Origin of the sequence: Microbacterium terrisoli, from assembly GCF_030866805.1 — a bacterium.
In the GTDB taxonomy this organism is placed as follows: Bacteria; Actinomycetota; Actinomycetes; order Actinomycetales; family Microbacteriaceae; genus Microbacterium; species Microbacterium terrisoli.
This window is the reverse complement of sequence record NZ_CP133019.1, coordinates 2,057,059-2,082,968: the sequence shown is the minus strand read 5'-3', so window position 1 is coordinate 2,082,968 and position 25,910 is coordinate 2,057,059. Positions and strand designations below refer to the sequence as shown.

General features: G+C 70.2%; 20 protein-coding genes. 14 read left to right on the top strand and 6 right to left on the bottom strand.

All coding sequences use genetic code 11. From position 1 onward, the window contains the following. The first annotated feature begins 2 nt into the window (after positions 1-2). The 4 genes from QU603_RS09215 to QU603_RS09200 are packed head-to-tail and all read left to right on the top strand — an operon-like array spanning position 3 to position 4,489. A complete protein-coding gene (locus QU603_RS09215) occupies positions 3-2,009 on the top strand; it encodes an acetyl/propionyl/methylcrotonyl-CoA carboxylase subunit alpha (RefSeq protein ID WP_308493988.1) in 2,007 nt (668 codons plus the stop codon). 23 nt (positions 2,010-2,032) lie between these two features. Next, positions 2,033-3,193, top strand: coding sequence for an acyl-CoA dehydrogenase family protein (locus tag QU603_RS09210; protein ID WP_308491094.1), 1,161 nt, complete (start codon positions 2,033-2,035; stop codon positions 3,191-3,193). 10 nt (positions 3,194-3,203) lie between these two features. Then, positions 3,204-3,689, top strand: coding sequence for a MaoC family dehydratase (locus tag QU603_RS09205; RefSeq protein WP_308491093.1), 486 nt, complete (start codon positions 3,204-3,206; stop codon positions 3,687-3,689). Next, on the top strand, positions 3,686-4,489 hold the full coding sequence (locus QU603_RS09200; protein ID WP_308491092.1) for an HpcH/HpaI aldolase/citrate lyase family protein: 804 nt from the start codon (positions 3,686-3,688) through the stop codon (positions 4,487-4,489). Before QU603_RS09205 ends, QU603_RS09200 begins: the two co-directional genes overlap by 4 nt. A 73-nt stretch (positions 4,490-4,562) precedes the next feature. Here QU603_RS09200 and QU603_RS09195 read toward each other — a convergent pair whose 3' ends face one another. After that, a complete protein-coding gene (locus QU603_RS09195; RefSeq protein WP_308491091.1) occupies positions 4,563-5,180 on the bottom strand; it encodes a histidine phosphatase family protein in 618 nt (205 codons plus the stop codon). A gap of 63 nt (positions 5,181-5,243) precedes the next feature. Next, positions 5,244-6,065 (bottom strand): Sir2 family NAD-dependent protein deacetylase, encoded by an 822-nt coding sequence (locus QU603_RS09190; protein ID WP_308491090.1) that lies wholly within the window; start codon positions 6,063-6,065, stop codon positions 5,244-5,246. A gap of 69 nt (positions 6,066-6,134) precedes the next feature. Here QU603_RS09190 and QU603_RS09185 point away from each other — a divergent pair, with 69 nt between their 5' ends. Continuing rightward, positions 6,135-6,935, top strand: coding sequence for a TrmH family RNA methyltransferase (locus QU603_RS09185; RefSeq protein WP_308491089.1), 801 nt, complete (start codon positions 6,135-6,137; stop codon positions 6,933-6,935). 13 nt (positions 6,936-6,948) lie between these two features. Here the strand turns inward: QU603_RS09185 and QU603_RS09180 are convergent, their stop codons facing one another. Then, a complete protein-coding gene (locus tag QU603_RS09180) occupies positions 6,949-7,917 on the bottom strand; it encodes a GDSL-type esterase/lipase family protein (RefSeq protein ID WP_308491088.1) in 969 nt (322 codons plus the stop codon). Between the two features lie 2 nt (positions 7,918-7,919). After that, positions 7,920-8,780, bottom strand: a complete 861-nt coding sequence (locus tag QU603_RS09175; protein ID WP_308491087.1) for an SGNH/GDSL hydrolase family protein — start codon at positions 8,778-8,780, stop codon at positions 7,920-7,922. Between the two features lie 116 nt (positions 8,781-8,896). Between QU603_RS09175 and QU603_RS09170 the strand changes: the two genes are divergently transcribed. From QU603_RS09170 to ligA, 5 genes are all read left to right on the top strand, one after another. Beyond that, complete coding sequence (locus QU603_RS09170) at positions 8,897-10,720, top strand: DEAD/DEAH box helicase (protein ID WP_308491086.1); 1,824 nt, start codon at positions 8,897-8,899, stop codon at positions 10,718-10,720. 108 nt (positions 10,721-10,828) lie between these two features. Then, complete coding sequence (locus tag QU603_RS09165) at positions 10,829-11,917, top strand: VIT1/CCC1 transporter family protein (RefSeq protein WP_308491085.1); 1,089 nt, start codon at positions 10,829-10,831, stop codon at positions 11,915-11,917. A gap of 152 nt (positions 11,918-12,069) precedes the next feature. After that, entirely contained in the window at positions 12,070-13,239 is a 1,170-nt protein-coding gene (locus tag QU603_RS09160; RefSeq protein ID WP_308491084.1) for a cysteine desulfurase family protein, read from the top strand. 83 nt (positions 13,240-13,322) lie between these two features. After that, positions 13,323-14,420 carry a tRNA 2-thiouridine(34) synthase MnmA gene (mnmA, locus tag QU603_RS09155; protein WP_308491083.1) on the top strand — a complete coding sequence of 366 codons (1,098 nt, stop codon included), beginning with the start codon at positions 13,323-13,325 and terminating at the stop codon, positions 14,418-14,420. A gap of 56 nt (positions 14,421-14,476) precedes the next feature. Beyond that, positions 14,477-16,798 (top strand): NAD-dependent DNA ligase LigA, encoded by a 2,322-nt coding sequence (ligA, locus tag QU603_RS09150; RefSeq protein WP_308491082.1) that lies wholly within the window; start codon positions 14,477-14,479, stop codon positions 16,796-16,798. An 89-nt stretch (positions 16,799-16,887) separates the two neighbouring features. Here the strand turns inward: ligA and QU603_RS09145 are convergent, their stop codons facing one another. Further along, the gene (locus QU603_RS09145) at positions 16,888-18,768 is read right to left on the bottom strand and encodes a DEAD/DEAH box helicase (protein ID WP_308491081.1); all 1,881 of its coding nucleotides are present in this window, start codon (positions 18,766-18,768) and stop codon (positions 16,888-16,890) included. After that, positions 18,765-20,471, bottom strand: coding sequence for a long-chain-fatty-acid--CoA ligase (locus QU603_RS09140; RefSeq protein WP_308491080.1), 1,707 nt, complete (start codon positions 20,469-20,471; stop codon positions 18,765-18,767). Before QU603_RS09140 ends, QU603_RS09145 begins: the two co-directional genes overlap by 4 nt. 709 nt (positions 20,472-21,180) lie before the next feature. Between QU603_RS09140 and gatC the strand changes: the two genes are divergently transcribed. The 4 genes from gatC to QU603_RS09120 all read left to right on the top strand — a co-directional run bounded on the left by gatC (position 21,181) and on the right by QU603_RS09120 (position 25,837). Continuing rightward, positions 21,181-21,480 (top strand): Asp-tRNA(Asn)/Glu-tRNA(Gln) amidotransferase subunit GatC, encoded by a 300-nt coding sequence (gatC, locus tag QU603_RS09135; protein ID WP_308491079.1) that lies wholly within the window; start codon positions 21,181-21,183, stop codon positions 21,478-21,480. Further along, positions 21,477-22,988 (top strand): Asp-tRNA(Asn)/Glu-tRNA(Gln) amidotransferase subunit GatA, encoded by a 1,512-nt coding sequence (gatA, locus tag QU603_RS09130; RefSeq protein ID WP_308491078.1) that lies wholly within the window; start codon positions 21,477-21,479, stop codon positions 22,986-22,988. The genes gatC and gatA overlap by 4 nt, the downstream gene beginning before the upstream one ends. Continuing rightward, positions 22,988-24,484: an Asp-tRNA(Asn)/Glu-tRNA(Gln) amidotransferase subunit GatB gene (gene gatB / locus QU603_RS09125; RefSeq protein ID WP_370655292.1), complete on the top strand. Its 1,497-nt coding sequence runs from the start codon at positions 22,988-22,990 to the stop codon at positions 24,482-24,484. The genes gatA and gatB overlap by 1 nt, the downstream gene beginning before the upstream one ends. 87 nt (positions 24,485-24,571) lie before the next feature. Then, entirely contained in the window at positions 24,572-25,837 is a 1,266-nt protein-coding gene (locus QU603_RS09120) for a DNA polymerase IV (RefSeq protein WP_308491077.1), read from the top strand. Positions 25,838-25,910 lie beyond the last annotated feature (73 nt).

The window sequence follows — 25,910 nt, the reverse complement described above, 5'->3', positions numbered from 1 at the left end:
CCATGCCCGTGTTCGACAAAGTCCTCATCGCCAACCGCGGCGAGATCGCCCGCCGGGTCATCCGCACCCTGCGACGGCTCGACATCCGCTCCGTCGCCGTCTACAGCGACGCCGACGCCGACGCTCCGCACGTGCACGAAGCCGACGAGGCGGTGCGCATCGGCCCGGCCGAAGCCGCCCACTCATACCTCGACATCGATGCGGTGATCGCTGCGGCCACCTCCACCGGCGCGCAGGCGATACACCCGGGCTACGGCTTCTTGTCGGAGAACCCGGCCTTCGGGCGCGCGTGCGCCGCGGCAGGGATCGTGTTCATCGGGCCGGGGGAGCGCGCACTGGATGTCATGGCCGACAAGATCCGCGCCCGTGACCACGTCGCCGCCTCCGGCGTGCCGATCGTCCCCGGCTTCAGCGCGGCGGGCATGACCGACGCCGAGATCGCGCACGCGGCGGCCGAGGCCGGTCTGCCGCTGCTGATCAAGCCGTCCGCGGGCGGCGGCGGCAAGGGCATGCAAGAAGTGCACCACCTGTCTGAGCTGCCCGACGCCGTCGCGACCGCGCGACGCGTGGCCAAGGCCGCGTTCGGCGACGACACGCTGCTGTTCGAGCGCCTCATCCAGACGCCGCGGCACATCGAGGTGCAGGTGCTCGGCGACGCGCACGGCACCGTCGTGCACCTGGGCGAGCGCGAGTGCACCCTGCAGCGCCGACACCAGAAGGTCATCGAAGAGGCGCCGTCGCCGATCATCGATGCGGCCACCCGCGCCCGCCTGGGTGATGCCGCGTGCGCGGCGGCGGCATCCGTCGACTACACCGGTGCCGGCACCGTCGAGTTCATCGTGTCGGCCGCCCGCCCCGACGAGTTCTTCTTCATGGAGATGAACACGCGGCTGCAGGTGGAGCACCCGGTCACCGAGCTGGTCACCGGCATCGACCTGGTCGAGCAGCAGCTGCGCATCGCCGCAGGAGAGCCCCTCGCTCTGGGCGAGATCGTGCCGCAAGGACATGCCGTCGAAGCACGCGTGTATGCCGAGAGCCCGTCGCGCGGATTCTTGCCTGCCACCGGCGACGTGCAGCTGTGGCAGGCCTCGCAGGATGTGCGCACGGATGCCGCGGTGAGCACCGGCAGCGTCGTCACCGCCGACTACGACCCGATGATCGCGAAGGTCATCGCCCACGCCGACGATCGCGCGAGCGCCCTCGCGGCTCTGGATGCCGCGCTGGCCGACACCGTGCTGTTCGGTGTGGACGCGAACATCGACTTCCTCCGCACACTCCTCAGCGATCCCGCCGTGCAGGCCGGGTCCATGGACACCGGCCTCATCGATCGCATGCCGCCGTTCGAAGACCCTGCTCCCTCGGCGGACGCGCTGGATGCCGCGGCTGCGGCGGTCGCATCGCGCGAGGATGCGGCATCCCACGCTCACGCCTCACCCCTGTGGCTGTCGCGGTCGGGATGGCGGCTGGGCCAGCCCGCCGCCCCCGCCGGGCAGGAGTTCGTGACCCAGGGCGGCGAGATCGTGCACGCCTCGGGCGAGCGCCGCGGTCGTGCGGGCGCGGCCGCGGGCACGGCTGTCACCGCGACCGCGCCCGACGGCACCGTCTGGGTGCATGCCGACGGGGTGACCACCGCGCTGACGCCGCTCACGCGCCGTGCCGCCGCCGCCCGCCGCCGGGCGCTGCGCGAGCGCGAGGCGGGCGCTGCCGACCCCGAGCTGCGCGCCCCCATGCCCGGGGCCGTGGTCGCCGTGCACGTCGGCTCCGGCGAGCGGGTCGCCGCCGGCACCAAGATCGTCACGATCGAGGCGATGAAGATGGAACACCCCGTGACCGCGCCGCACGACGGAGTGGTCACCTTGTCGACCGCGCTGGGCGACCAGGTGCGGCGCGACCAGGTGCTCGCCCGGGTCGACCCTGAATCCGACGACGTCACCGAGCCCGCCGCCGCACCGCAGTCGCCGGACCCGATGGCGCATGACCGCGCACACCGAAACGACACACAACCCTGACCGATCTCCATTCAGAGGACACCATGGACACCTACACCACGTATGACGTCACCGACGACGAGCGCGAGCTCGCCGGACTCGTGCGCGAGTTCGCCGACACCGTCATCGCACCGATCGCCTACGAAGCCGATCGCACCCACACCCTGCCGCTGGACGTGGTGGCGCAGATGGGCGAGATGGGGCTGTTCGGCCTGCCCTTCCCGGAGCAGTACGGGGGACAGGGCGGCGACTACTTCGCGCTGTGCCTGGCGATCGAGGCCATCGGACGGGTGGACCAGTCCCTGGCCATCACCCTCGAGGCGGGCGTGAGCCTGGGAGCGAGTCCGGTCTTCCGCTTCGGCACCGAGGAGCAGAAGCAGGAGTACCTGCCCGATCTGCTGGCCGGCCGCGCGCTGGCCGGCTTCGGTCTGACCGAGCCCGACGCGGGGTCGGATGCCGGTGCCACCCGCACCACGGCGCGCCTGGACGGTGGCGAGTGGGTCATCAACGGCGCCAAGCAGTTCATCACGAACTCCGGCACCGGCATCACCCGCTTCGTGACGGTGACCGCGGTCACCGGTGAGAAGGACGGGCGCAAGGAGATCTCGACGATCATCGTCCCCAACGGCACTGCGGGCTTCACCGTCGAGCCCGCCTACGACAAGGTGGGCTGGCATGCCTCCGACACGCACCCGCTGACCTTCGCCGACGCACGCGTGCCCGAGGGCAACCTGCTCGGCGAGCAGGGGCGCGGGTTCGCGAACTTCCTGCACATCCTCGACGAGGGGCGCATCGCGATCGCCGCGTTGGCCACGGGCGCCGCAGAAGGCTGTGTGGATGCCGCAGCCGACTACGTGCACACGCGCATGGTGTTCGGCCAGCCGCTGGCGAGCAAGCAGGCGATGCAGTTCATGATCGCGCGCATGCACGCGCGCGTGCACACCGCACGCCTGGCCTGGCACCATGCGGCACGGCTGCGCGACGCCGGAAAGCCATTCAAGACCGAGGCGGCCATCGCCAAGATGGTCGCCAGCGACGCGGCGATGGACAATGCCCGTGATGCCACCCAGGTGTTCGGCGGCAACGGGTTCATGAACGAATACCCGGTGGCGCGTCACTACCGCGACTCGAAGATCCTCGAGGTCGGCGAAGGCACCACGGAGGTGCAGCTTCTGGTCATCGCCCGGGCGCTGGGGCTGGCGTAGCGTGGGCGGCATGACCGAGATCGTGCAGCGCGGCCTGTATTACGAGGAATGCGAGCTGGGCGCGCACTACCTGCACCGCCCGGGCCGCACGATCACGCAGGCCGACAACACGCTGTTCTCGGCGCTGACGATGAACGAGCAGGCGCTGCACGTGGATGCCGCCTATGCGGCCACGCAGCCGTTCGGCAAGCCGCTGATGAACTCGATGTGGACGCTGGCCACGATCGTCGGCATGTCGGTGGGCCCCATCACGCAGGGGACGCTCGTGGCCCAGCTGGGACTGTCGGACATCTCCTTCGCCCACCCGCTGTTCGCCGGCGACACCCTCTACGGCGAGACCGAGATCGTGGCCAAACGGCTGTCGAAGTCGCGCCCCGGCCAGGGACTGGTGACCATGACCCACACCGGCCGCAACCAGGACGGCACGATCGTGGCCACCGCGACCCGCGTCGCGCTGATGTGGTGCCTGCCCGAGGGAGAAGAGACCCGCTCATGACGTTCATGATGGGGCCGGCGCTGCTGTTCTGCCCGGCCGACCGACCCGAGCGGTTCACGAAGGCCGCCGAGCGGGCCGACGCGGTGATCCTCGATCTCGAGGATGCCGTCTCGGCCGATGCGAAGGTCGCCGCCCGCGGCGCGGTGATCGAGTCGGGGCTGGATCCGGCTCGCACGATCGTGCGCATCAACGAGCTCGGCGGCGAGCACGAGGCATCCGACCTCTCCACCGTGCTGCAGACCGATTACCGCACGATCATGGTGGCCAAGGCCGAATCGGCGAAGAAGATCGGGCGCCTGGACCGTCGGCTGCGCGTGATCGCGCTGTGCGAGACCGCGCGCGGTGTGGAGGCCGCGGGAAAGATCGCCGCCCTCGAGAACGTCGTGGCGCTGATGTGGGGCGCCGAAGACCTGGTCGCGTCACTCGGCGGCACGTCCAGCCGCAAGAAGAACGGCCGCTATCGGGAGGTCGCCCGGTATGCCCGTTCGCGGGTGCTCGTCGCCGCGGGTGCCTGCGCGAAAGCGGCGATCGATGCCGTGCACCTGGACATCCCCGACCTCGGCGGGCTGGGGCGCGAAGCGCGGGATGCCGCGGCCAGCGGGTTCGCCGCGACGGCGTGCATCCACCCCTCGCAGGTCGCGGCTATCCGCGGCGCGTACCGCCCCGACGCGAAGACGGTCGCCTGGGCGAGGGCGGTGCTGGCTGCGGCCGAGGCAGAGCGCGGAGTGTTCGCGTTCGACGGTCGGATGGTCGACGAGCCGGTGTTGCGGCACGCGCGCGCGGTGCTCTCCCGCGCGTGAGGCCGTTCCCGGTGATGCCCGCCCGAGACTGAGATCTTCGCGGCGTAGGTGCCTCGGAGTGTCCTCGCCCCGTTCAGCGCGCGACAGGGGAGAAGTCGGCGTGGCGCACGGCATCCACCAGACGCAGCCGCTCGCGTTCGTACAACATGGTGTAGCCGCCGCCGTTGGGCAGGGTCGTGCCGGGAAGCGGCAGGTCGCCGTTCGTCGCGTGGCGCACGAGCTCGCGGATCACCCCACCGTGCGAGACGACGATGACGGATGCCACGGCCGGCGCGGTGGCGCGACGCACGTCGCGCACGACCTGGCGCACCCCCGCGAGGGCGCGGCGGCGCAGCTGGTCGTGGGTCTCGGCGCCGGGGACCTGGGCTGTGGCCCATGGGCCCCACAGGGTCTCGAACTCCTGGTCGTTCTTGCCCTCGGCGGCGCCATATGCGCGCTCCTGCAGCTGCGGGTAGAGCCGCGGCGCATCGAGCCCGAGCTCGGCGGCGATGATCTCGGCGGTCTCACGTGCCCGCGAGAGATCGCTGGACACGAGCGCGACGGGGCCGTCGAGCTGCGCGCGCAGATCTGCGGCGGCCTCGCGCGCCTGACGCCGACCGGTGTCGTTGAGGGGGATGTCGGTGGATCCCTGCACGCGACGGGTCAGGTTCCAATCGGTCTGGCCGTGGCGCACGAAGATGAGAGTGGTCACGGTTTCAGCCTATCGGCGCCGGCGCAGAGGTCCCTGTGCGCACGGTCCCCGAGGCAGAGCCTGTCAAGCCCGGGCTTTCAGCCGCTCGGCGAGCTCGGCGAGGACCTCGCTGGTGCCGGCGTCGATCTTCACGTCGGCGCGGGCGTCGGCCCGGGTCTGACCGCGATTGACGATCACGATCGGCAGGCCGCGGCGCTCGGCGCGCTGCACCAGCCGCATTCCCGAGTTCACGACCAGCGAGGACCCCGCCACCAGCAGGGCGTCTGCGGCCGCCAGCATCTGTTCGGCGCCGGCGAACCGCGCCACCGGCACCACCTCGCCGAAGAAGACCACGTCGGGCTTCAGCATCCCCCCGCACACGGTGCAGGTCGGCAGCACGAAACCGTCGACGGAGTCGGGGCGCACATCGCCGTCGGGCAGCAGCACGGCGTCGGGCGAGGCGACGAGCCACGGATTTTCGGCGTCGATGCGCACCGCGAGGTCACGACGGTCGAACACCTGCCCGCAATGCAGGCACACGGCCCGACGCGAGGTGCCGTGCAGTTCGACGACGCGGCCTGATCCCGCTTGCAGGTGCAGGCCGTCGACGTTCTGCGTCGTCACGCCGTTCGAGATGCCGTCGCGTTCGAGGCGCGCGAGGGCCCGGTGGCCCTCGTTCGGCAGGGTGGACGCGAAGCGCAGCCAACCCAGATGGCTGCCCACCCAGTAACGGCGTCGGGCCTGGTCGCCGGCGAGGAACTGCTGCACGGTCATCGGCGTGCGCACCGGTGCACCCTCGCCGCGATAGTCGGGGATGCCCGAGTCGGTGGACACGCCCGCTCCGGTCAGCACGGCGATGCGGCGCCCTCGCAGCGTGCGGACGGCGTCGTCGATCGTCGGTGTCATGTGCCTCTCCCCGCGCCCAGGCTAGTCTGTGCGTTTGGGCGGCGCGAGGCGGCGCGGCATTCTGGACGAGTGCATGTGATTCCGCTCTCTGACCCCGACGACCCGCGACTGGCCGATTACCGCGACCTCACCGATGTGGCGCTGCGCCGCAAGCTCGAACCCGCCGGTGGGCTCTACATGGCCGAATCATCGAAGGTGCTGGTGCGGGCTCTGGCGGTGGGCCATCAGCCGCGGTCGGTGCTGCTGCAGGAGAAGTGGATGCCGGAGGCAGAGCAGCTGCTGGTCTCGCACACCGACGTGCCCGTGTACCTCGTGCCTGCCGAGGTGGCCGAGCAGGTCACCGGCTATGCCGTGCACCGGGGGCTGCTGGCCGCCATGCACCGGCCGCAGCTGCCGCCGGTCGCCGACGTGGTGGCCGGGGCGCGGCGGGTGGCGGTGCTCGAAGACGTCGTCGATCACACCAACGTGGGCGCGGCCTTCCGCTCTGCCGCGGCGCTCGGGGTCGACGCGGTGCTGGTCACCCCGCGCTGCGCCGACCCGCTGTACCGCCGCTCGGTGCGCGTGTCGATGGGCACGGTGTTCCAGGTGCCGTGGACGCGCTTGGAGACCTGGCCCGCCGGCATCGACGAGCTGCGGGATGCAGGATTCGTCGTGGCGGGCATGACCTTGGGCGAGGGCGCGATCTCGCTCGACGAGCTGGTCGCCGAGCAGCACGGAAAGCTGGCGCTCGTGTTCGGCACCGAGGGGCACGGCCTCACCCTCCGAGCCGATCGACGGCTCGATCGGCGGGTCACGATCCCGATGACCGGCGGTGTGGACTCGCTGAACGTCGCCGCCGCATCGGCCGTGGCGTTCTACGCGACCCGGTGAGCGCGCGCAGAGCTCACGAGACGATCGCGCCCGATCCCAGCAGGTGCCGGGCGAGCAGAGCGTGCCCGTCACCTGTCGGGTGCAGCCCGTCGAGCAGCAGGTCGGGCCGTCGGTCCAGAACCGCGCCGATCGGGATGAGGTCGCGGTAGGTGCGTGCGCTCCACGCCGTCAGCACGCGTTCGAATTCGAGCACGGATCCGCGCGGCAGGTCGACGCCGAGCGCTTCACGGGCTTGCTGCTCGTCGTGCCGGAGCGGGCCGAGAACGACGACGCGGGCGCCGTGCGACTCGATCGCGGCAGCGATCTTCTCGAGGCCGGCGACCACGTCGCCTGCGGTCGCAGCGGGGTGACCGGGATGTCGGATCAGCTCGGTGACGCCGACGGATACGATCACGGTGTCGGGGGAGCAGTCGAGGGCACGGACCAGTCCCGCACGGAGGACCTCGTCGACGGTGGACCCGGGCGCGGTGAGGTCGAAGAAGCGATTGCGCACCGGGTTGTGGCCGGCATGGGCGGCTGCGAATATCGGCGCCCATCCGCAGGAGCGGTCGCTGCGACCGGAGGTAAGCGAGTCGCCGACCACGGCGATGCGCTCGGCGCCGGCCAACGGCCGGGCGTCGAGGTAGGCCCAGGCATTCGGGTGGTGCGCGGTGCGCACTCGACGTCGTGCATACGCCGACACCTCGTAGGCGTCGGCCTGGCGCAGTTCGGCATCGGTGAGCGCGAGCACGGCGCCTTCGACGGTGCTGTCGCGTCGGCGCGCGAGCCCGCGATGCACGGCCAGGCCGCTGGCGGCGACCACCTCCGGGTCGTCGATGACGACGTCGGTGAACTCGTGGCCCAGCAACGCATCCGGCTCCGTCGTCAGGGTGCGCCCGAACACGTGCCGCTGCACCTTCTCGTCCAGTAGCGTGCCGAACGAGAAGACCCGATGGAGGGTGCCTGGTCGATGATCACCGCTGGTCGGTGCCGGAGCGCTCACTCTCAGACCTGATCGCCGCGGCGGGCTGCGGCATCCTTCCCCGGAGCGAGGGTCTTCACCGGCAGGGGCTCGGGCCGTTTGGCCGTGACGTGGTCGCCGGAGGACTGGTGGCGCAACCGCCGCAGCACCCAGGGCACGAGGAACTCACGCGCCCACACCAGGTCTTCGCTGCGTGCCTCGCGCCAGGGACGCACGGGCAGCGGATCGGGCTGCATCGGCTCCAGCTCGTTCGGCACGTTCAGCGCGCGCAGCACCATGCGGGCGACCTCGTGGTGGCCGAGGGAGTTGAAGTGCAGACGGTCGTCGGCGAAGAATCGCGGATCCTGCACGACCTTCAGCGACCACTGGTCGGCCACGATGCAGTCGAACTCATCGGCGATCGTGCGGATGTTCTCGTTGTAGATCGCGACCTTGCCGCGGATCGAACGGAACACCGGAGTGAAGTCGGTGTCGATGCCGGTGAACACGACCACGGTCGCCCCACCGCTCGCCAGCCGCGCGACGGCGTCATGGAACAGCTCGGCGACGGCGTCGGGGTCACTTCCCGGCCGGATGACGTCATTGCCCCCCGCGGAGAACGTGATGAGGTCGGGCTTGAGCGCGAGCGCCGGTTCGATCTGGTCGTCCACGATCTGCCGGATGAGCTTGCCGCGCACCGCGAGATTCGCGTACGCGAAGTCGTCGACCTGAGCCGAGAGCACTTCGGCGACCCGGTCGGCCCAGCCGCGGAACACGTCCGGATCGCCGGGAGACGGGTCGCCCACTCCCTCGGTGAACGAGTCGCCCAGGGCGACATAGCGACGCCACGGGTGCGGCTGGGCATTGGCGATGAACGGTGTGCGGTGATCGTCGGCAGCGGGCATCGGCATCCTTCCGGTTCGTGACCGGATCCCAGACTAATCGTGTCGGCACCCGCTCGCCTGTGGGGTCGGAGGTGTCGCATAAGCTGGAACGTCGTCGTGCAACGGAAGGAGATCGGGTGGAGGAGCAGGCCTCATTGGGCAGCTTCGCCGCCGAACATCTCTCGCCGACCTACCCGCAGCGCGCGCCGTGGGGCACCGCGCAGCGGCTGCGTGCGTGGCAGGCCGAGGCCCTCGATCTGTACTTCTCGCTCGATGGTCCCGACGGCGTCGGCAAGGGACCACGCGACTTTCTCGCGGCGGCGACCCCCGGTGCCGGCAAGACCACGTTCGCGCTGCGTCTGGCCAGCGAACTGCTGCGTCGCGCAGTGGTGGACCGCATCGTCGTGGTCGCCCCCACCGAGCATCTGAAGACGCAGTGGGCGGATGCCGCGGCCCGCGCGTCGATCCGGCTCGATCCGGCCTTCACCAACCGGCATGCGGCGCCGTCCCGCCAGTACCAGGGCGTCGCGGTGACCTATGCGCAGGTCGCGGTGAAATCCTCGGTGCATGAGCGGTTGATCCTCGACAGACGCACCCTCGTGATCCTCGACGAAGTGCACCACGGCGGCGACGCGCTGAGCTGGGGTGACGCCCTGCGTGACGCCTACCGGCGCGCCACACGGCGGCTGTCACTGTCGGGCACGCCGTTCCGCAGCGACACCGCACCCATTCCGTTCGTCGAGTACCACCCCGACGAGCACGGCATCCGCCTCTCACGCAGCGACTACGCCTACGGCTACCGGCGCGCACTCGAAGACGGCGTCGTGCGCCCCGTTATCTTCATGGTCTATGCCGGCCAGATGCGCTGGCGCACCAAGACCGGCGACGAGATGGAAGCCCAGCTGGGCCAGGACAACACGAAGGACATCACGGCGCAGGCCTGGCGCACCGCCCTCGACCCGGAGGGCGACTGGATTCCCGCCGTGCTGCGCAGCGCCGACCGGCGACTGACCGAAGTGCGCGAGCAGGTCCCCGATGCCGGCGGGCTCGTTATCGCCACGGACCAGACCGCGGCGCGGGCCTATGCCACGATCCTGCAGCAGGTCACCGGCGAGGCGCCGACGGTCGTGCTCTCCGACGAAGCCGAGGCCTCCAGCCGCATCGAGTCGTTCTCGAAAGACACGAGCCGGTGGATGGTGGCCGTGCGCATGGTGTCCGAGGGGGTCGACGTGCCGCGGCTGTCGGTGGGCGTGTACGCGACCAGCGCATCGACTCCGCTGTTCTTCGCCCAGGCCATCGGCCGGTTCGTCCGTGCGCGGCGGCGCGGGGAGACCGCGAGCGTCTTCCTGCCGAACGTGCCGCAGCTGCTGGCGCTGGCGGGCGAGCTCGAGCGCCAACGCGACCACGCCCTGGACCGCGAGGGCTCGGACGATGAGTGGAACGCCGAAGAAGATCTGATGGACGCCGCCGAGCGCGACGAGAAGGCCTCCGACGCGCTCACCGAGGAATTCAGCTACCAGGCGCTGGGCTCGCTGGCCCATTTCGACCGCGTGCTCTACGACGGCAAGGAGTTCGGGCAGCTCGCGACACCGGGCACGCCCGAAGAAGAGGAGTTCCTCGGCATCCCGGGACTGCTCGAGCCGGAGTCCGTGCACGAGCTGCTCATGCAGCGGCAGGCGCGCCAGACCCGGCGCCGTCACGAGCGCGAGGCGCGCGAGCCGGCAGGGGCAGGCGAGGCGAACGGTCAGGATGCCGTGCCGCAGGCGCTGCATCGGACGCTGAAAGAACAGCGCCAACTGCTCAACAGCCTGGTCGGGCTGTACGCGCGCCAGTCTGGGCAACCGCACGGATCGGTGCATGCCGAGCTGCGCCGCGTGTGCGGGGGACCGGCCGTCGCGCAGGCCACGGTGGCTCAGCTGCAGAAGCGCATCGAGGTGCTGCGCCGGCGCGTGCACTCCTGACCTGCCGTGCGGTGGCGGCTTCGGAGCTCCGAAATGCTGGCAATCGCACGGATCCGCGAGGTTCGACATTCCCTGGCGGATAGCCTCGAAAGGTTGTCGAGACCAGGAGTGACCGTGAGACCCGATTCCACCGCACGTGACCGGCGCCGATGGGCGCAGTACCTCGTGAACGAACGCGCGGAGGCGCGCGTGTACCGGGAGCTGGCCGGGCGCAAGACAGGAGAGGAGCGTGCGATCCTGCAGGCGCTGGCCGAGGCCGAAGGCCGGCACGAGGCGCACTGGCTCGGCCTGCTCGGCGGGGAGCCCGGCAGTGTTCCAGCGGCCTCGACGCGCACGCGGATGCTGGGCTGGATGGCCCGGCACTTCGGATCGATCTTCGTGCTGGCCCTCGCTCAGAACGCCGAGGGGCGCTCGCCGTACGATCAGGACCCGCATGCGACGGCGGCGATGGCCGCCGACGAGAAGGTGCACGAAGAGGTCGTGCGCGGCCTTGCCGCCCGCGGCCGTCGGCGCCTGTCGGGCGGTTTCCGTGCGGCCGTGTTCGGCGCCAACGACGGACTCGTCTCCAACCTCGCCCTCGTGATGGGCATCGGCGCGACCGGTGTCGGTGCGCATTTCGTGCTGTTCAGCGGCATCGCGGGGCTGCTCGCCGGTGCCCTGTCGATGGGCGCCGGCGAATACGTGTCGGTGCGTTCGCAGCGCGAGCTGCTCGAGGCCACGGAGCCCGCCGAACTCGACGCGGGTGTGCTGCCGGACCTCGACCTCGACGCGAACGAGCTCGCACTGGTCTACCGCAGTCGCGGGATGGACGCCGAAGACGCACTCACGCGTGCGCGGCGTATGCTGCACCGCTCGCGGACCTCGGGCGCCGCCGCGGCCGAGAGCGGGCCGGTCGCGGTGCCCGACGCGCACGAGGTCATCGGCGGGGCCTGGCGCGCAGCATTGTTCAGCTTCGGGTTCTTCGCGTCGGGTGCGATCATTCCCGTGCTGCCGTGGATCTTCGGGCTCTCGGGGAGTGTCGCGATCCTCATCGCGCTCATCCTGGTGGGAGCCGCGCTCATGGGCACCGGTGCCATGGTGGGTCTGCTCTCGGGCGCACCGCCGCTTCGTCGCGCGCTGCGGCAGCTGCTGATCGGGTTCGGGGCCGCCGCCGTGACCTACGCGCTGGGGCTGCTGTTCGAGGTGACCCTGGGCTGAGTCGGGCGGGATCCGGCTGCGTTCCGCCGGGTTGCCGCGGATTGCGCGTCCCGCCATATCCTTCAGCTACACTGAAGCCGTATCGGGAGAACTGCTGGTCGGAGCGCTGCGCGTGCGCGCCGTGTCGGGTGCCGCCGTGCGAAAGTTGAACGGTGACGATCTATCTGGACCACGCGGCGACCACGCCGATGCGCGCCGAGGCGCGTGACGCGTGGCTGCAGGCAGCGGACGGCGTCGGCAATGCCTCCTCGATCCATCGGGCGGGGCAGGACGCGCGTCGCCTGCTCGAGGAGTCGCGTGAACGCGTCGCCGCCGTGCTGGAGTGCGACCCGATCGAGGTCGTGTTCACCTCCGGCGGCACCGAGTCGATCAACGCGGCGCTGAAGGGCATGTGGTGGGCGCGGCCGCAGGGCCGGGATGCCGTCGTCCTGCCAGACGGTGAGCATCACGCGACGCTCGACACGGTCGAGTGGCTGCGCGTGCACGAAACCGCCGCGGTGCGGCCGGTCGCGCTCGACGCTCGCGGGCGCATCCCGGTCGATGCGTTCACGGCCGCACTGCCCGGCGCCGCCTTCGCGACGGCACTGGCGGCCAACAACGAGGTCGGCACGGTCAACGACGCGGCGGGGCTGTCGGCGGCATCCGCGGCCGCAGGTGTGCCCCTGCACGTGGACGCCGTGGCCGCCCTCGGCCATGTCGCGGTGTCGTTCCGTGCGTGGCGCGGCGACGTGCGTGGCGCGTCGGGGCTGAGCGCGCTGAGCGTGTCGGCGCACAAGATCGGGGGACCGGTCGGAGTGGGGGCGCTGGTGGTCTCCCGCGCGCTGACCCCGACCCCGCTGCTGCAGGGCGGCGGCCAGCAGCGATCGCTGCGGCCGGGAACCCAGGACGTGGCGGGCGCCGCGGCCTTCGCGGTGGCAGCCGAGCTCGCCGAGGCCGAGCGTCTGGGCGAGGCCGATCGGCTGCGGCGGCTGCGGGATCGACTGGTCCGCGGCATCCTGCACACCGTGCCTGAGACGCAGCTGCTCGGCGATCCGCAGGTTCGCCTGCCCGGCAATGCGCACGTGCTGTTCTCGGGAGCGCTGGGCGAGACGCTGCTGTTCCTGCTCGACGAGGCGGGTGTGTGCGTGTCCACAGGGTCGGCCTGTCAGGCGGGCACTCCTGAGCCGTCGCACGTCGTGAAGGCGATGGGGCGCACGGATGCCGAGGCCCGCCAGGTTCTGCGCTTCACGCTGGGTCGCACGAGCACCGATGCCGACGTCGACGCGACGTTGGCAGCGCTTCCTGTCGCGGTCGAGCGCGCCCGCGCCGCCGCGCGGCACTGACAGCAGGGTCGGTCGTCACCGTCGGGCGCGCCTCGAGCGGGCACGCGGCGCACGTCCAGCGCGTCGCTCGTAGACTGGAGCCCATGCGTATTCTGGCGGCGATGAGCGGTGGTGTGGATTCCGCGGTCGCGGCAGCGCGTGCGGTCGAGGCGGGGCACGAGGTCGTGGGCGTGCATCTGGCGCTCTCACGGGCCGGGGGCACATTGCGCACCGGCAGCCGCGGTTGCTGCACGATCGAAGACGCGATGGATGCCCGCCGCGTGGCCGACAAACTCGGAATCCCGTTCTACGTCTGGGACTTCTCGGAGCGGTTCCACGAGCGGGTGGTCGACGACTTCATCTCGGAGTACAAGGCCGGGCGCACGCCCAACCCCTGCATGCGCTGCAACCAGTACATCAAGTTCGCCGCGCTGCTCGAGCGCGGCATCGAGCTCGGCTACGACGCGGTGTGCACCGGCCACTACGCCAAGCTCGTCGACGGGCCGCAGGGCCGCGAGCTGCACCGCGCCTCCGATGCCGCGAAGGACCAGTCCTACGTGCTGGGAGTGCTCACCGCCGAGCAGCTCGCGCACACGTACTTCCCGCTGGGCGACACGCCCTCCAAAGACATCGTGCGCGCCGAGGCCGAGCGTCGCGGATTCTCGGTGGCGCGCAAGCCCGACAGCTACGACATCTGCTTCATCCCCGACGGCGACACGCGCGGGTGGCTCGCCGACAAGCTGGGCGCCGCCGACGGTGACGTCGTCGACCGCAGCGGAGCCGTGGTGGGCACCCACAAGGGTGCACACGCCTACACCGTGGGTCAGCGTCGGGGCCTGCAGCTGGGGGTGCCCGCCGCTGACGGCAAGCCGCGGTTCGTGCTCGAGGTGAAGCCGGTCTCGAACACCGTCGTCGTCGGTCCGAAAGAGGCGCTGGCGACCGCCGAGATCGTGGGGGAGCGCCTCTCGTGGGCCGGTCGCCCTCAGGCAGAGGGCACTTTCGACTGCGAGGTGCAGATCCGCGCGCACGCCGATCCGGTCGCAGCCGTGGCGGTCTATGCCGAGGGAACCATGACGGTGCGGCCGCGGCATCCCTTCGACGGCGTCGCGACCGGTCAGACCGCGGTGCTGTATGAGGGCACGCGGGTGATCGGACAGTTCACGATCGACCGCACGGTGTCGGCCGTGCCCGTCGAGGCCTGATGCCCCGGCCGCGCGCTGCCGCCACGGATGTCGGTGCCCGCTCGTAGACTCGATTCGTGCCGCAGAACATCTCCCGTGACGACGCTCGCACCGAGGCCGAAGAGCTGACCACGCGCATCCTCGAGGCGAAAGACGCGTACTACGGGCGCGACACATCGCTGGTGGATGACGCGACCTACGACGGCTGGATGCATCGGCTCGAAGCGCTCGAGCAGCTGTATCCCGAGCTGCAGGGGCAGGACTCACCCACGCAGATGGTGGGAGCGGCCGACACGACGGGGCTCGACACGATCGAACACGCTGAGCGGATGCTCAGCCTCGACAACGTGTTCTCGATCGACGAACTGCGCGAATGGGCGGTCAAGACCCACGCGGCGGCGGGGCGGGATGTCGCGTGGTTGACCGAGTTGAAGATCGACGGCCTGGCGATCAACCTGCGTTACGAGAACGGTGTGCTCACCTCGGCCGCCACCCGCGGCGACGGTCGGGTCGGCGAGATCGTGACCGAGAACGCGCTGCGGGTCGCCGGCATCCCGGCGAAGCTGAGCGGCACCGGTCATCCGGCGCTGGTCGAGGTGCGCGGCGAGGTCTTCATCCCGGTCGCAGCATTCGAGCGGCTCAACGCGGCGCAGGCGTCGTTCCGCGACCGCGCCTACGACGACGCGCTCGCACGATGGGCGGCGCGGGGCGGTGCGGCCAAGAAGCCGTTCGACGAAGAGAAGGCCAAGACGGCTGCGGCGAGACGTTTTCCGTCGTTCGCGAACCCGCGCAATGCCGCCAGCGGCGGCCTGCGGCAGCAATTCGACAAGAAGACGGGGCTCGAGCACGAGGCAGCGGTGCTGCGGGTCCAGTCGCTGGCCCTGTACGTACACGGCATCGGGGCGTGGCCGAACCCACCGGTGGCGACCCAGAGCGAGATCTACGACCTGCTGGGCGGCTGGGGCCTGCCGATGAGCCCGCACACCAAGGTCTGCCATTCGCTGGACGAGGTCGCGGAGTTCGTCGCGTCTTTCGGCGAGCATCGCCACGACGTGGAGCACGAGCTCGACGGCATCGTCGTGAAGGTCGACGAGTTGGCGCTGCACGCAGAACTGGGCGAAACCAGTCGTGCGCCGCGCTGGGCGATCGCGTTCAAGTACCCGCCTGAAGAGGTGCAGACCAAGCTGCTCGACATCGTCGTGTCGGTGGGGCGCACCGGCCGAGCGACGCCGTTCGCGGTGATGGTACCCGCGCGGGTCGCAGGATCGGTCGTGCGGCAGGCGACGCTGCACAACAAGGATGTCGTGAAGGCCAAGGGTGTGCTGATCGGCGACACCGTCGTGCTGCGCAAGGCGGGCGACGTGATTCCCGAGGTGCTCGGCCCGGTCGTCGAGCGGCGCGATGGCACCGAACGCGAGTTCGTGATGCCCGAGCGCTGCCCGGAGTGCGGATTCGTGCTCGCGCCCGCGAAAGAGGGCGACATCGACCTGCGCTGCCCGAACACGCGCTCGTGCCCCGCGCAGGTACGCGGCCGCGTGGAGCACATCGGCTCACGCGGTGCGCTCGACATCGAAGTGCTCGGCGAGGTGACCGCGGCCGCGCTCACGCAGGCCGAGCCGCCAGCGGTGGCGCCGCTCGACACCGAGGCGGGGCTGTTCGACCTGACGCTCGACGAACTCGTGCCGATTTCGGTCGTCGTGCGCGATGCCGAGACGGGGTTGCCGAAAGAGGACGAGGACGGCGTCGTCAAGACCCGGCGGCCGTTCCGACGCAACCCGACCTCCGACGAACGCAAGGCCGGCATCGACGGACCGCAGCCGTCGTCTGCGGCGGTGAAGCTGCTCGCCGAGTTGGAGAAGGCCAAGACCAAGGAGCTGTGGCGGCTGCTGGTCGCGCTCAACATCCGCCATGTCGGTCCGGTCGCGGCACGTGCGCTCGCGCAGTGGTTCGGCTCACTGGACGCGATCCGCAGTGCCTCGCCAGAGGAGCTGGCAGCGGTCGACGGGGTCGGAGGCATCATCGCCGAAGCGCTCAGCGAGTGGTTCGAGGTCGACTGGCATCGGGAGATCGTGCAGCGATGGACGGATGCCGGGGTGCAGTGGGCGACGCCGGGGCATCCCGGCCCAGGCGCGGCCGCAACGGCCGGTGGTGTGCTCGACGGCCTGACGGTGGTGGCGACCGGCTCCCTCGAGGGGTACACCCGCGAAGGTGCCCAGGAGGCCATCATGGCCGCCGGCGGCAAAGCCGCGTCATCCGTCTCGAAGAAGACCAACTTCGTCGCCGCCGGGCCCGGCGCAGGGTCCAAGCTCACGAAGGCCGAAGAGCTCGGGCTTCGGATCATCGACGCCGCACAGTTCAAGATCCTCGTCGAGCAGGGTCCTGACGCGCTCGAGGCCTGACCGGATCACCGTCGTCAACGGCATGGCCGGTGCTGGCGACTTCGACGCCCTCGAGGGGGCGACGGGCGTGACGGTGATCCGGGTCTGACTCACTTGTGACGAGGCTTGCGCGGCGGGCGGTCATCGCGTGCTGTGCGGTCCTCACGAGGCCGCCGGTCGTCACGATCGGTGTAGGAGCTGCGGTGATCGCCGTCGTGGCGCGCGGGCCGCCGGTCGTCATCGTGACGTGCCGGGCGACGCCGGTTGGGCGCACCGCGGTCGGCGGTGATCTCGATCAGCCGGCCCGAGATGCGGGTGTCGCGCAAGCGCTCCAGCACTGCCGGGTCGAGGTTCGCCGGCAGCTCGACGATCGAGAAATCGGGCTTGATCGCGATCGCTCCGAAATCGTCGCGGCGCAGGCCGCCCTCGTTCGCGAGGGCACCGACGATCTGGCGGGGCTCCACGCGGTGCCGGCGGCCCACCTCGATGCGGTACGGAGCGTAGTCTCCGCGTCCGCGACGCGGCTCGCGCGGTTCGCGGGGCTCTCCGCCACGATCGCGGCCGCTGCGCCCGCGCGGCGGACGGTTCACGGCCTCGACCGAGGCGGCGAGCGGGTCGTTCTCGGGATCCAGCAGCAGTGGCGTCTTGCCCTGGGCGACGATCGCGAGGGCGGCGGCGACATCCCCTTCCGGCACATCGTGGTGCCGCACGTAATGGGCGATGATGTCGCGGAAGGCCTCGATGCGGCCGGTCTCGTCGAGGGCCGTCGTGATGGCGTCGTCGAACCGATTCAGACGCGTCGTGTTGACGTCTTCGGTGGTGGGCAGCTGCATCTGCGCCGGCTGCTGGCGCGTCGCCTTCTCGATGTGCCCCAGCAGGTAGCGCTCGCGGGGAGTGATGAAGCTGATCGCGTCGCCCGAACGTCCCGCACGGCCGGTGCGCCCGATCCGGTGCACGTACGACTCGGTGTCGGTGGGGATGTCGAAGTTGATCACGTGGCTGATGCGCTCGACGTCCAGGCCGCGGGCGGCGACGTCGGTGGCCACCAGGATGTCGAGCTTGCCGTCCTTCAGGTGGTTCACGGACCGCTCGCGCTGGGCCTGCGGCACGTCGCCGTTGATCGCCGCGGCCGAGTACCCGCGTGCGCGCAGCTTCTCGGCAAGGGTCTCGGTCTCGTTCTTCGTACGCACGAACACGATGACCCCGTCGAAGTTCTCGACCTCGAGCACGCGGGTCAGAGCATCCACCTTCTGTGCGTACGAGACCACCAGATACCGCTGCCTGATGTTCTGGTTGGTGGTCGTCTTGGTCTTGATCGCGACCTCTTCGGGGTCGCGCAGGTACTTCTGCGCCAATCGACGGATCGCGGCGGGCATCGTCGCCGAGAACAGGGCGACCTGCTTGTCTTCCGGGGTCTGGGCGAGGATCTGCTCCACGTCCTCGGCGAAGCCCATCTTGAGCATCTCGTCGGCCTCATCGAGCACCAGGTACTTCAGCTCGGTCAGGTCGAGCGTGCCCTTGGCCTGGTGGTCCATGATGCGGCCGGGTGTGCCCACCACGATGTGCACACCGCGGCGCAGGGCTGACAGCTGCACCCCATAGCCCTGCCCGCCGTAGACGGGCAGCACGTGCACGCCCTTCATCTTCGACGCGTACGACTCGAACGCCTCGCACACCTGCAGAGCCAGTTCACGTGTGGGCGCCAGCACCAGGGCCTGCGGGGTCTTCTGCGCCAGGTCCAGGCGCTCGAGCACCGGCAGCGCGAACGCGGCGGTCTTGCCGGTTCCGGTCTGCGCCGTGCCGAGCACGTCGCGGCCCTGCATCAGCAGCGGGATCGTTGCGGCCTGGATGGCCGAGGGACTCTCGTATCCGAGATCGCGGATCGCGCCCAGCACCGGCCCGGTGACGCCCAGGTCCTCGAACCCCGGAGCCTGCGGTTCACCGGCGGAGTCGGCATCCACCACCGTCTCGGTGGAAGTGTCGTCGGTCATGATCCAGCTCCTGTCAGGTCGATCAGCTTGTCTCGCACCTGCCGACGCAGCACCTTGCCGATCAGCGATTTGGGCAGTTCGTCGACGACGAACACGCGCCGGGGGACCTTGTAAGGGGTCAGGATGCCGCGGCCGAACGCGCGGATCGCCTCGACGTCAGGCTCTGTCACGCCTTCGGCCAACACGACCGCGGCGACGACTTCTTCGCCGGAGTGACCGCTGGGCAGCCCCACCACCGCGACGTCTTCGACGTCGGGATGCTGGCGCAGCGCGTTCTCGACCTCGGTGGGGGCGACGTTGAAGCCGCCCGTGATGATGAGTTCTTTGATCCGGTCGACGATGCGCACGAATCCGGCCTCATCGATCGTGACGATGTCGCCGGTGCGGTACCAGCCGTCGACGAACGAGTCTTCGGTCGCTTCGGGGTTGCCGTAATAGCCGCCGAAGACCTGCGGGCCGCGGACGACGAGTTCGCCCTCGCCGCCGGGCGCGACGTCCTTGGTGGGTTCGTCGGGGTCGACCACGCGGCACTGCGTACCCGGCAGCGGCAGACCGACGGTGCCGGGCACGCGACTGTCTGCCACGGGGTTGGCCATCAGCACCGGCGAGCACTCGCTCAGGCCGTAGCCTTCGACGAGATAGCCACCGGTGGCCTTCTCGAACGGGACGACGAGCTCGTGGGGGAGCGCCATCGCACCCGAGATCGCGATCTCGGTGCCCTTCAGCGATACGCCCTTCTCGGCGGCGGCGGCGAGGAGCCGCTCAGCGATCGGCGGGACGAGAGGCAGGAAGGTCGCCGGATGCTTCTTGGTCACCTCGAGCACCAGGTCGGGGTCGAACTTGGGGAAAAGCACCAGGCGGGCGCCCATCGACATTGCGAACGTCAGGCACAGCGTCAGGCCGTAAGCATGGAACATCGGCAGCACGGCATAGACGACGCACCCGTTGCCGCGGATGATCTGCGGCACCCACGCCCGGGCCTGTGCGGCATTGGAGAGCAGATTGCGGTGTGTGAGCGATGCTCCCTTCGGCGCGCCGGTCGTGCCGCTCGTGTACTGGATGATCGCGAGGTCGTCGGTTGCCGGCTTCGGGTGGCTGGCGGGCAGTGGCTCGCTGCCGACGATCTGGTCCCACCCGATGGTTCCGCTCACGCGGCTGTAGAGGGCTTCGCGCGACTCGCGGGCCTTGGCGATCGGCAGCTTCAGCGCGAGACGCGTCGTCCACGGCATGGCCTGGATGACGTCGACCGAGATGAGGTGGGTGACGGCCAGGTCGGTGGGGAAGTCCTGGATCGTCTCGACGACCTTCGTCCACACGATCGCCGTCTTCGCGCCGTGGTCCTCGAACTGCTTGCGCAGCTCGCGCGGGGTGTACAGCGGGTTGTGCTCGATCGCGATCGCGCCCAGGCGCAGGATCGCATAGAACGCGACGATGTGCTGCGGGCAGTTCGGCAGCACGATGGCCACGGTGTCACCGGCGCCGACACCTCGTGCCTTCAGACCCGCGGCCGCCCGATCGATCTGCTCCTGCAGCTCGCGGTACGTCGTCTCACGGCCGAAGAACTGGAGGGCGGGTGCGTCGGGATAGTCGCCAGCGGATGCCGCGACGATGTCCACGAGCGAGCCGGTGACGGGTTCGAGATCGACAGGGACACCGGTGGCGTAGCTGGCAGTCCACGGGCGCGGCGGATCGAACGACGTCATCGTTTCAGCCTACGCGCCGCGGGAGTTCTTCTGTGATGATCGGGCCGAGGAGGCCGCGCCCCGACTGACGTCGTACCTGACGGCGCGACGCGCGGATGGCGCGGCGCGCGGATGGCGCGGCGCGGACGGCGTGCAGCGCCGTCGGCGCTATCGATATCTGCGCCCGCGCATGCGATTCTCACGCGCGGACGCAGAACCAGGCAGCGCGGGCAACCAGGCGGCGCGGATGACGTGCGCGGACGCAGGGCGAGACAGCGCGGGCAACCAGGCGGCGCGGATCTCGTGCGCGGACGCAGGGCGAGACAGCGCGGGCAACCAGGCGGCGCGGATGGCGCGGCGCGGACGGCGTGCAGCGCTGTCGGCGCTATCGATATCTGCGCCCGCGCATGCGATTCTCACGCGCGGATGCAGAGCCAGGCAGCGCGAGCGATCTGGGCGGTGCAGTTTCGGGGCGCGAACGCAGATCCGGGTCGCGAACACAGAACGAGGCAGCGCGAGCGACAGGGTGCGTACCCAGTTCCGGGGCGCGGATGCGGAATGGCGCAGCGCGAGCCGAACCAGGCAGCGGGAGCCGAACAAGGCAGCGCGAGCGACGTGGGCGGTGCAGCGCGAGCGACGTGGGCGGTGCAGCGCGACCGACGTCGGTGCGCGCAGCCTGTCGCATCCCGGCCCGCCGGGTGCGGCATCCACTCGCCCGTAGACTGAGGGGGTGTCAGAAATCACCCCCGATCTCGTGCGCCATCTCGGTGTGCTCGCTCGCATTCAACTGAGCGACGCCGAAGTCGAGCGCCTCACCGGCCAGCTCGACGTCATCGTCGACAACATCGCGAAGGTATCGCAGGTGGCGACCCCCGACGTGCCTGCCACCAGTCACCCGATCCCGATGCAGAACGTCTATCGCCCCGATGTGGTGGGTGACACACTCACCCAGGAGCAGGCCCTGCAGAACGCTCCCGATGCCGACGACGGCCGATTCCGTGTGACCGCGATCCTGGGAGAAGAGCAGTGAGCGACATCACCCGACTGTCCGCGGCCGAGTTGGCCGGCAGGCTCTCCGCCGGCGAGGTCTCGTCGGTCGAGGCCACCCGCGCACACCTGGATCGCATCGCCGCCGTCGACGGCGACGTCCACGCGTTCCTGCATGTGAACGAGAAGGCGCTGGATGTCGCGGCCGACATCGACGCGCGGCGTGCGGCCGGCGACGAGCTCGGCCCGCTGGCCGGCGTGCCGCTGGCGGTCAAGGATGTGCTGGTCACCACCGACATGCCCTCCACGAGCGGATCGAAGATCCTCGAAGGGTACATGTCGCCCTTCGACGCGACCGTCGTCGCGCGATCGCGTGCCGCGGGCCTGGTGCCGCTGGGCAAGACCAATATGGACGAGTTCGCGATGGGATCGTCCACCGAGCACTCGGCATACGGCCCGACCCACAACCCGTGGGATCTCGAGCGCATCCCCGGCGGATCGGGCGGCGGATCCGCCGCGGCGCTTGCCGCTTTCGAGGCGCCGCTGGCCCTCGGCTCCGACACGGGCGGATCGATCCGCCAGCCCGCGCACGTGACCGGCACGGTGGGCATGAAGCCGACCTACGGCGGCGTCAGCCGCTACGGGGCGATCGCGCTCGCGTCATCGCTCGATCAGGTGGGTCCGGTCAGCCGCACGGTGCTGGATGCCGGCCTCCTGCACGACGTCATCGGCGGCCACGACCCGCACGATTCCACCTCGCTCACCGACGCCTGGCCGTCGTTCGCCGACGCTGCTCGCGAGGGCGCCCGCGGCGACGTGCTGAAGGGTCTCAAAGTCGGTGTGGTGAAAGAACTGCCCGACGACGGCTTCCAGCCCGGCGTCGCGCAGTCCTTCCGTGCCGCGCTCGACCTGCTGCAGGCCCACGGCGTCGAGCTCGTCGAGATCAGTGCCCCGCATTTCGAGTACGGCGTCGCCGCGTACTACCTGATCCTGCCGGCCGAGGCATCCAGCAACCTGGCGAAGTTCGATTCGGTGCGGTTCGGCATGCGCGTCGCGGTTCCCGGCGGCACCGTCGAAGACGTCATGGCCGCCACCCGCGACGCGGGCTTCGGCGATGAGGTCAAGCGCCGCGTCATCCTCGGCACCTACGCGCTGTCGGCCGGCTACTACGACGCCTATTACGGGTCGGCCCAGAAGGTCCGTACGCTGATCCAGCGCGACTTCGACCACGCGTTCGCCGCGGTCGACGTGATCGCGACTCCGTCGGCGCCGACCACGGCGTTCAAGCTGGGCGAGAAGATCGGCGATCCGCTGCAGATGTACCTGAACGACCTGACGACGATCCCGGCGAACCTCGCCGGCGTCCCCGGTATCTCGATCCCGTCGGGATTGGCTGTCGATGACGGTCTGCCCGTCGGCATCCAGTTCCTCGCGCCGGCGCGTGAGGACGCCCGGCTCTACCGTGTGGGCGCGGCCGCCGAGGCCCTGCTCGTCGACTCGTGGGGCGGCCCGCTGCTCGAGAAGGCACCGATTCTGGGAGGAGCGCGCTGATGGCCGACAAGCTGATGGACTTCGACAAGGCCCTCGAACTGTTCGAGCCCGTGCTCGGCTTCGAGGTGCACGTCGAGCTGAACACGAAGACCAAGATGTTCTCCGATGCGCCGAACTCGTTCGGCCGCGCGCCGAACACCGATCTGGCGCCGGTGGATCTCGGTCTTCCCGGCTCGATGCCGGTGATCAACGAGCAGGCGGTGCGGTATTCGATCAGCCTCGGGCTGGCGCTGGGCTGCCAGATCGCCGAGTCGTGCCGCTTCGCCCGCAAGAACTACTTCTACCCCGACATGGGCAAGAACTACCAGATATCGCAGTACGACGAGCCGATCGCGTTCGATGGGCAGGTCGAGGTCGAGCTCGAAGACGGCACGCTCGTGCAGGTGCCGATCGAACGCGCGCACATGGAAGAGGATGCCGGCAAGCTCACGCACGTCGGCGGCTCGACCGGACGCATCCAGGGCGCCGACCACTCGCTCGTCGACTACAACCGGGCCGGGGTTCCGCTGGTCGAGATCGTCACCAAGCCGATCATCGGCGCCGAGCACCACGCGCCCGAGTTGGGCGGCGCTTACGTGCGGACGATCCGTGACATCGTGCGCTCCCTGGGGATCTCGGACGCCCGCATGGAGCGCGGCAACATCCGGTGCGACGCGAACGTGTCGCTGCGCCCGCGCGGCCAGGAGAAGCTCGGCACCCGCACCGAGACGAAGAACGTCAACTCCATGCGCTCGGTCGAACGCGCCGTACGGTATGAGATCCGGCGGCAGGCGGCGATCCTGGCCGATGGCGGATCGATCAGGCAGGAGACACGGCACTGGCATGAAGACACCGGTGCGACCTCTGCAGGCCGGCCGAAGTCCGACGCCGATGACTACCGCTACTTCCCCGAGCCGGATCTGCTGCCGGTCGTTCCCTCGCGCGAACTGGTCGAGCAGCTGCGTTCCGCCCTGCCCGAGCCGCCGGCTGCGCGCCGGCGGCGGCTGAAGGGCGAGTGGGGCTTCACCGACCTGGAGTTCCAGGATGTCGTCAACGGCGGCGTGGTCGATGAGGTCGCGCAGACCATCGCCGCGGGCACGACCCCCGCCGCCGCCCGCAAGTGGTGGACCGGTGAGATCGCCCGGTTGGCGAACATCGCCGACCGTGAGACGAGTGATCTCGTCGAGCCGGCCGCGGTCGCCGAGCTGCAGAAGCTCGTCGACGCCGGCACGCTGACAGACAAGCTCGCCCGCCAGGTGCTCGAGGGCATGGTGGCCGGCGAAGGGACACCGCAGCAGATCGTGGATGCCCGGGGCCTGGCGGTCGTCTCGGACGACGGTGCGCTCATCTCCGCCATCGACGACGCTCTCGCCGCCCAGCCGGACGTGCTCGCCAAGATCAAGGACGGCAAGGTGCAGGCCGCCGGAGCGGTGATCGGAGCCGTCATGAAGGCCATGCGCGGTCAGGCCGACGCAGCCCGCGTGCGGGAGCTGATCCTGGAACGCGCCGCCCAGTAGACCTCCCCTCGCTCGTTGAGCGAGGCCGCGCCGGAACGTGTCCTCGGTCGTTGAGCGAGTGTCGCAGGCCTCGGCGAGAATAGAGCGATGGGACGGGGCGACGGATCAGGCAGGCGTGTCTCGCCTGCCGGTGCCGACGACACCGGCGCCGGCATCCTGCACGTCGACATGGACGCGTTCTACGCATCCGTCGAGGTGCTCGATGATCCCTCGTTGCGCGGCAAGCCCGTGATCGTGGGCGGCGTCGAAGGGCGAGGCGTCGTCTCCAGCGCGACGTACGAGGCGCGGCGCTACGGCGTGCGCTCGGCGATGCCGATGGGGCAGGCGCTGCGATTGTGCCCCACGGGGGTGGTCGTCGCGCCGCACTTTCCGCGCTACGTGGAGCTGTCGGCGCAGGTAATGGACATCTTCCACGGCATCACGCCGTTGGTCGAGCCGCTGTCGATCGATGAGGCGTTCCTCGACGTACGGGGTGCCCGGCGACTGTGGGGCTCTCCCGGAGAGATCGCACGGATGCTGCGTGCCCGGGTTCTCGGGCAGACCGGGCTGACCTGCAGCGTCGGCGCCGCGGCGACCAAGCACGTGGCCAAGATCGCCTCGACGATGAGCAAGCCCGACGGGCTGCTGATCGTCGCCGAGCAGGACACGCACGCGTTCCTTGCCCCGCTGAGCATCCGGGCGCTCTGGGGAGTCGGGCCCAAGTCCGCCGACGCGCTCGAGGCACGGGGCATCCACACCGTCGGAGACATCCTCGACACGCCTCGTTCCGTGCTCGCGCGCGCGATCGGCGAGACCATGAGCCAGCGCATCTCGGAGCTGGCTCGCGGGCAGGATGCACGCTCCGTCGAGCCCGAGAGGGTCGAGAAGAGCGTCGGGCACGAAGAGACCTTCCGCACCGACATCGGTGACGGCGTGGTCCTGCGCGGCGAGCTGCGCCGGCTTGCCGACCGCGTGGCGGCACGGCTGCGTCAGTCGGGATGGGAGGCGGCGGCCATCGCCATCAAGGTGCGGTTCTCGGACTTTCGCACGGTGACGCGCACGCAGACGCTGACCGAGCCGACTGCCGTCGGCCAGCGCATCGGGCAGGCGGCGATCGAGCTGTTCGATGCGCTGGAGCGGCCCCTGCCGGTGCGGTTGATCGGTGTGCGCGCAGAACGGCTGCGGCCCGGGGGAGCGGCGGGCTTTGCACTCTGGGACGACGACGAGGAGTGGCGTCAGGTCGAAACCGCGCTCGATGATGCCACGGCGCGATTCGGCAACGGGGCGATCACCCGGGCCTCAGCGCTCGGGGGTCGGCGCGACGTCGGGGGCGTCACGCACCATCCGCCGATCAGACGCCACGAGGACGGCTGACGTGCCGCAGCCGCCGCCTGCCCGATCTCGGCGCGTCCTGAGCACGGGGTGTGAACCGGCGCGCCGGACGACT

What these genes read in the sequence shown, in the direction of transcription:
- QU603_RS09215 (WP_308493988.1), top strand. Translation starts at nt 3, where the DNA reads ATGCCCGTGTTCGACAAAGTCCTCATCGCCAACCGCGGCGAGATCGCC.
- QU603_RS09210 (WP_308491094.1), top strand. Translation starts at nt 2,033, where the DNA reads ATGGACACCTACACCACGTATGACGTCACCGACGACGAGCGCGAGCTC.
- QU603_RS09205 (WP_308491093.1), top strand. Translation starts at nt 3,204, where the DNA reads ATGACCGAGATCGTGCAGCGCGGCCTGTATTACGAGGAATGCGAGCTG.
- QU603_RS09200 (WP_308491092.1), top strand. Translation starts at nt 3,686, where the DNA reads ATGACGTTCATGATGGGGCCGGCGCTGCTGTTCTGCCCGGCCGACCGA.
- QU603_RS09190 (WP_308491090.1), bottom strand. Translation starts at nt 6,065, where the DNA reads ATGACACCGACGATCGACGACGCCGTCCGCACGCTGCGAGGGCGCCGC.
- QU603_RS09175 (WP_308491087.1), bottom strand. Translation starts at nt 8,780, where the DNA reads ATGCCCGCTGCCGACGATCACCGCACACCGTTCATCGCCAATGCCCAG.
- mnmA (WP_308491083.1), top strand. Translation starts at nt 13,323, where the DNA reads ATGCGTATTCTGGCGGCGATGAGCGGTGGTGTGGATTCCGCGGTCGCG.
- QU603_RS09145 (WP_308491081.1), bottom strand. Translation starts at nt 18,768, where the DNA reads ATGACCGACGACACTTCCACCGAGACGGTGGTGGATGCCGACTCCGCC.
- QU603_RS09140 (WP_308491080.1), bottom strand. Translation starts at nt 20,471, where the DNA reads ATGACGTCGTTCGATCCGCCGCGCCCGTGGACTGCCAGCTACGCCACC.
- gatB (WP_370655292.1), top strand. Translation starts at nt 22,988, where the DNA reads ATGGCCGACAAGCTGATGGACTTCGACAAGGCCCTCGAACTGTTCGAG.
- QU603_RS09120 (WP_308491077.1), top strand. Translation starts at nt 24,572, where the DNA reads ATGGGACGGGGCGACGGATCAGGCAGGCGTGTCTCGCCTGCCGGTGCC.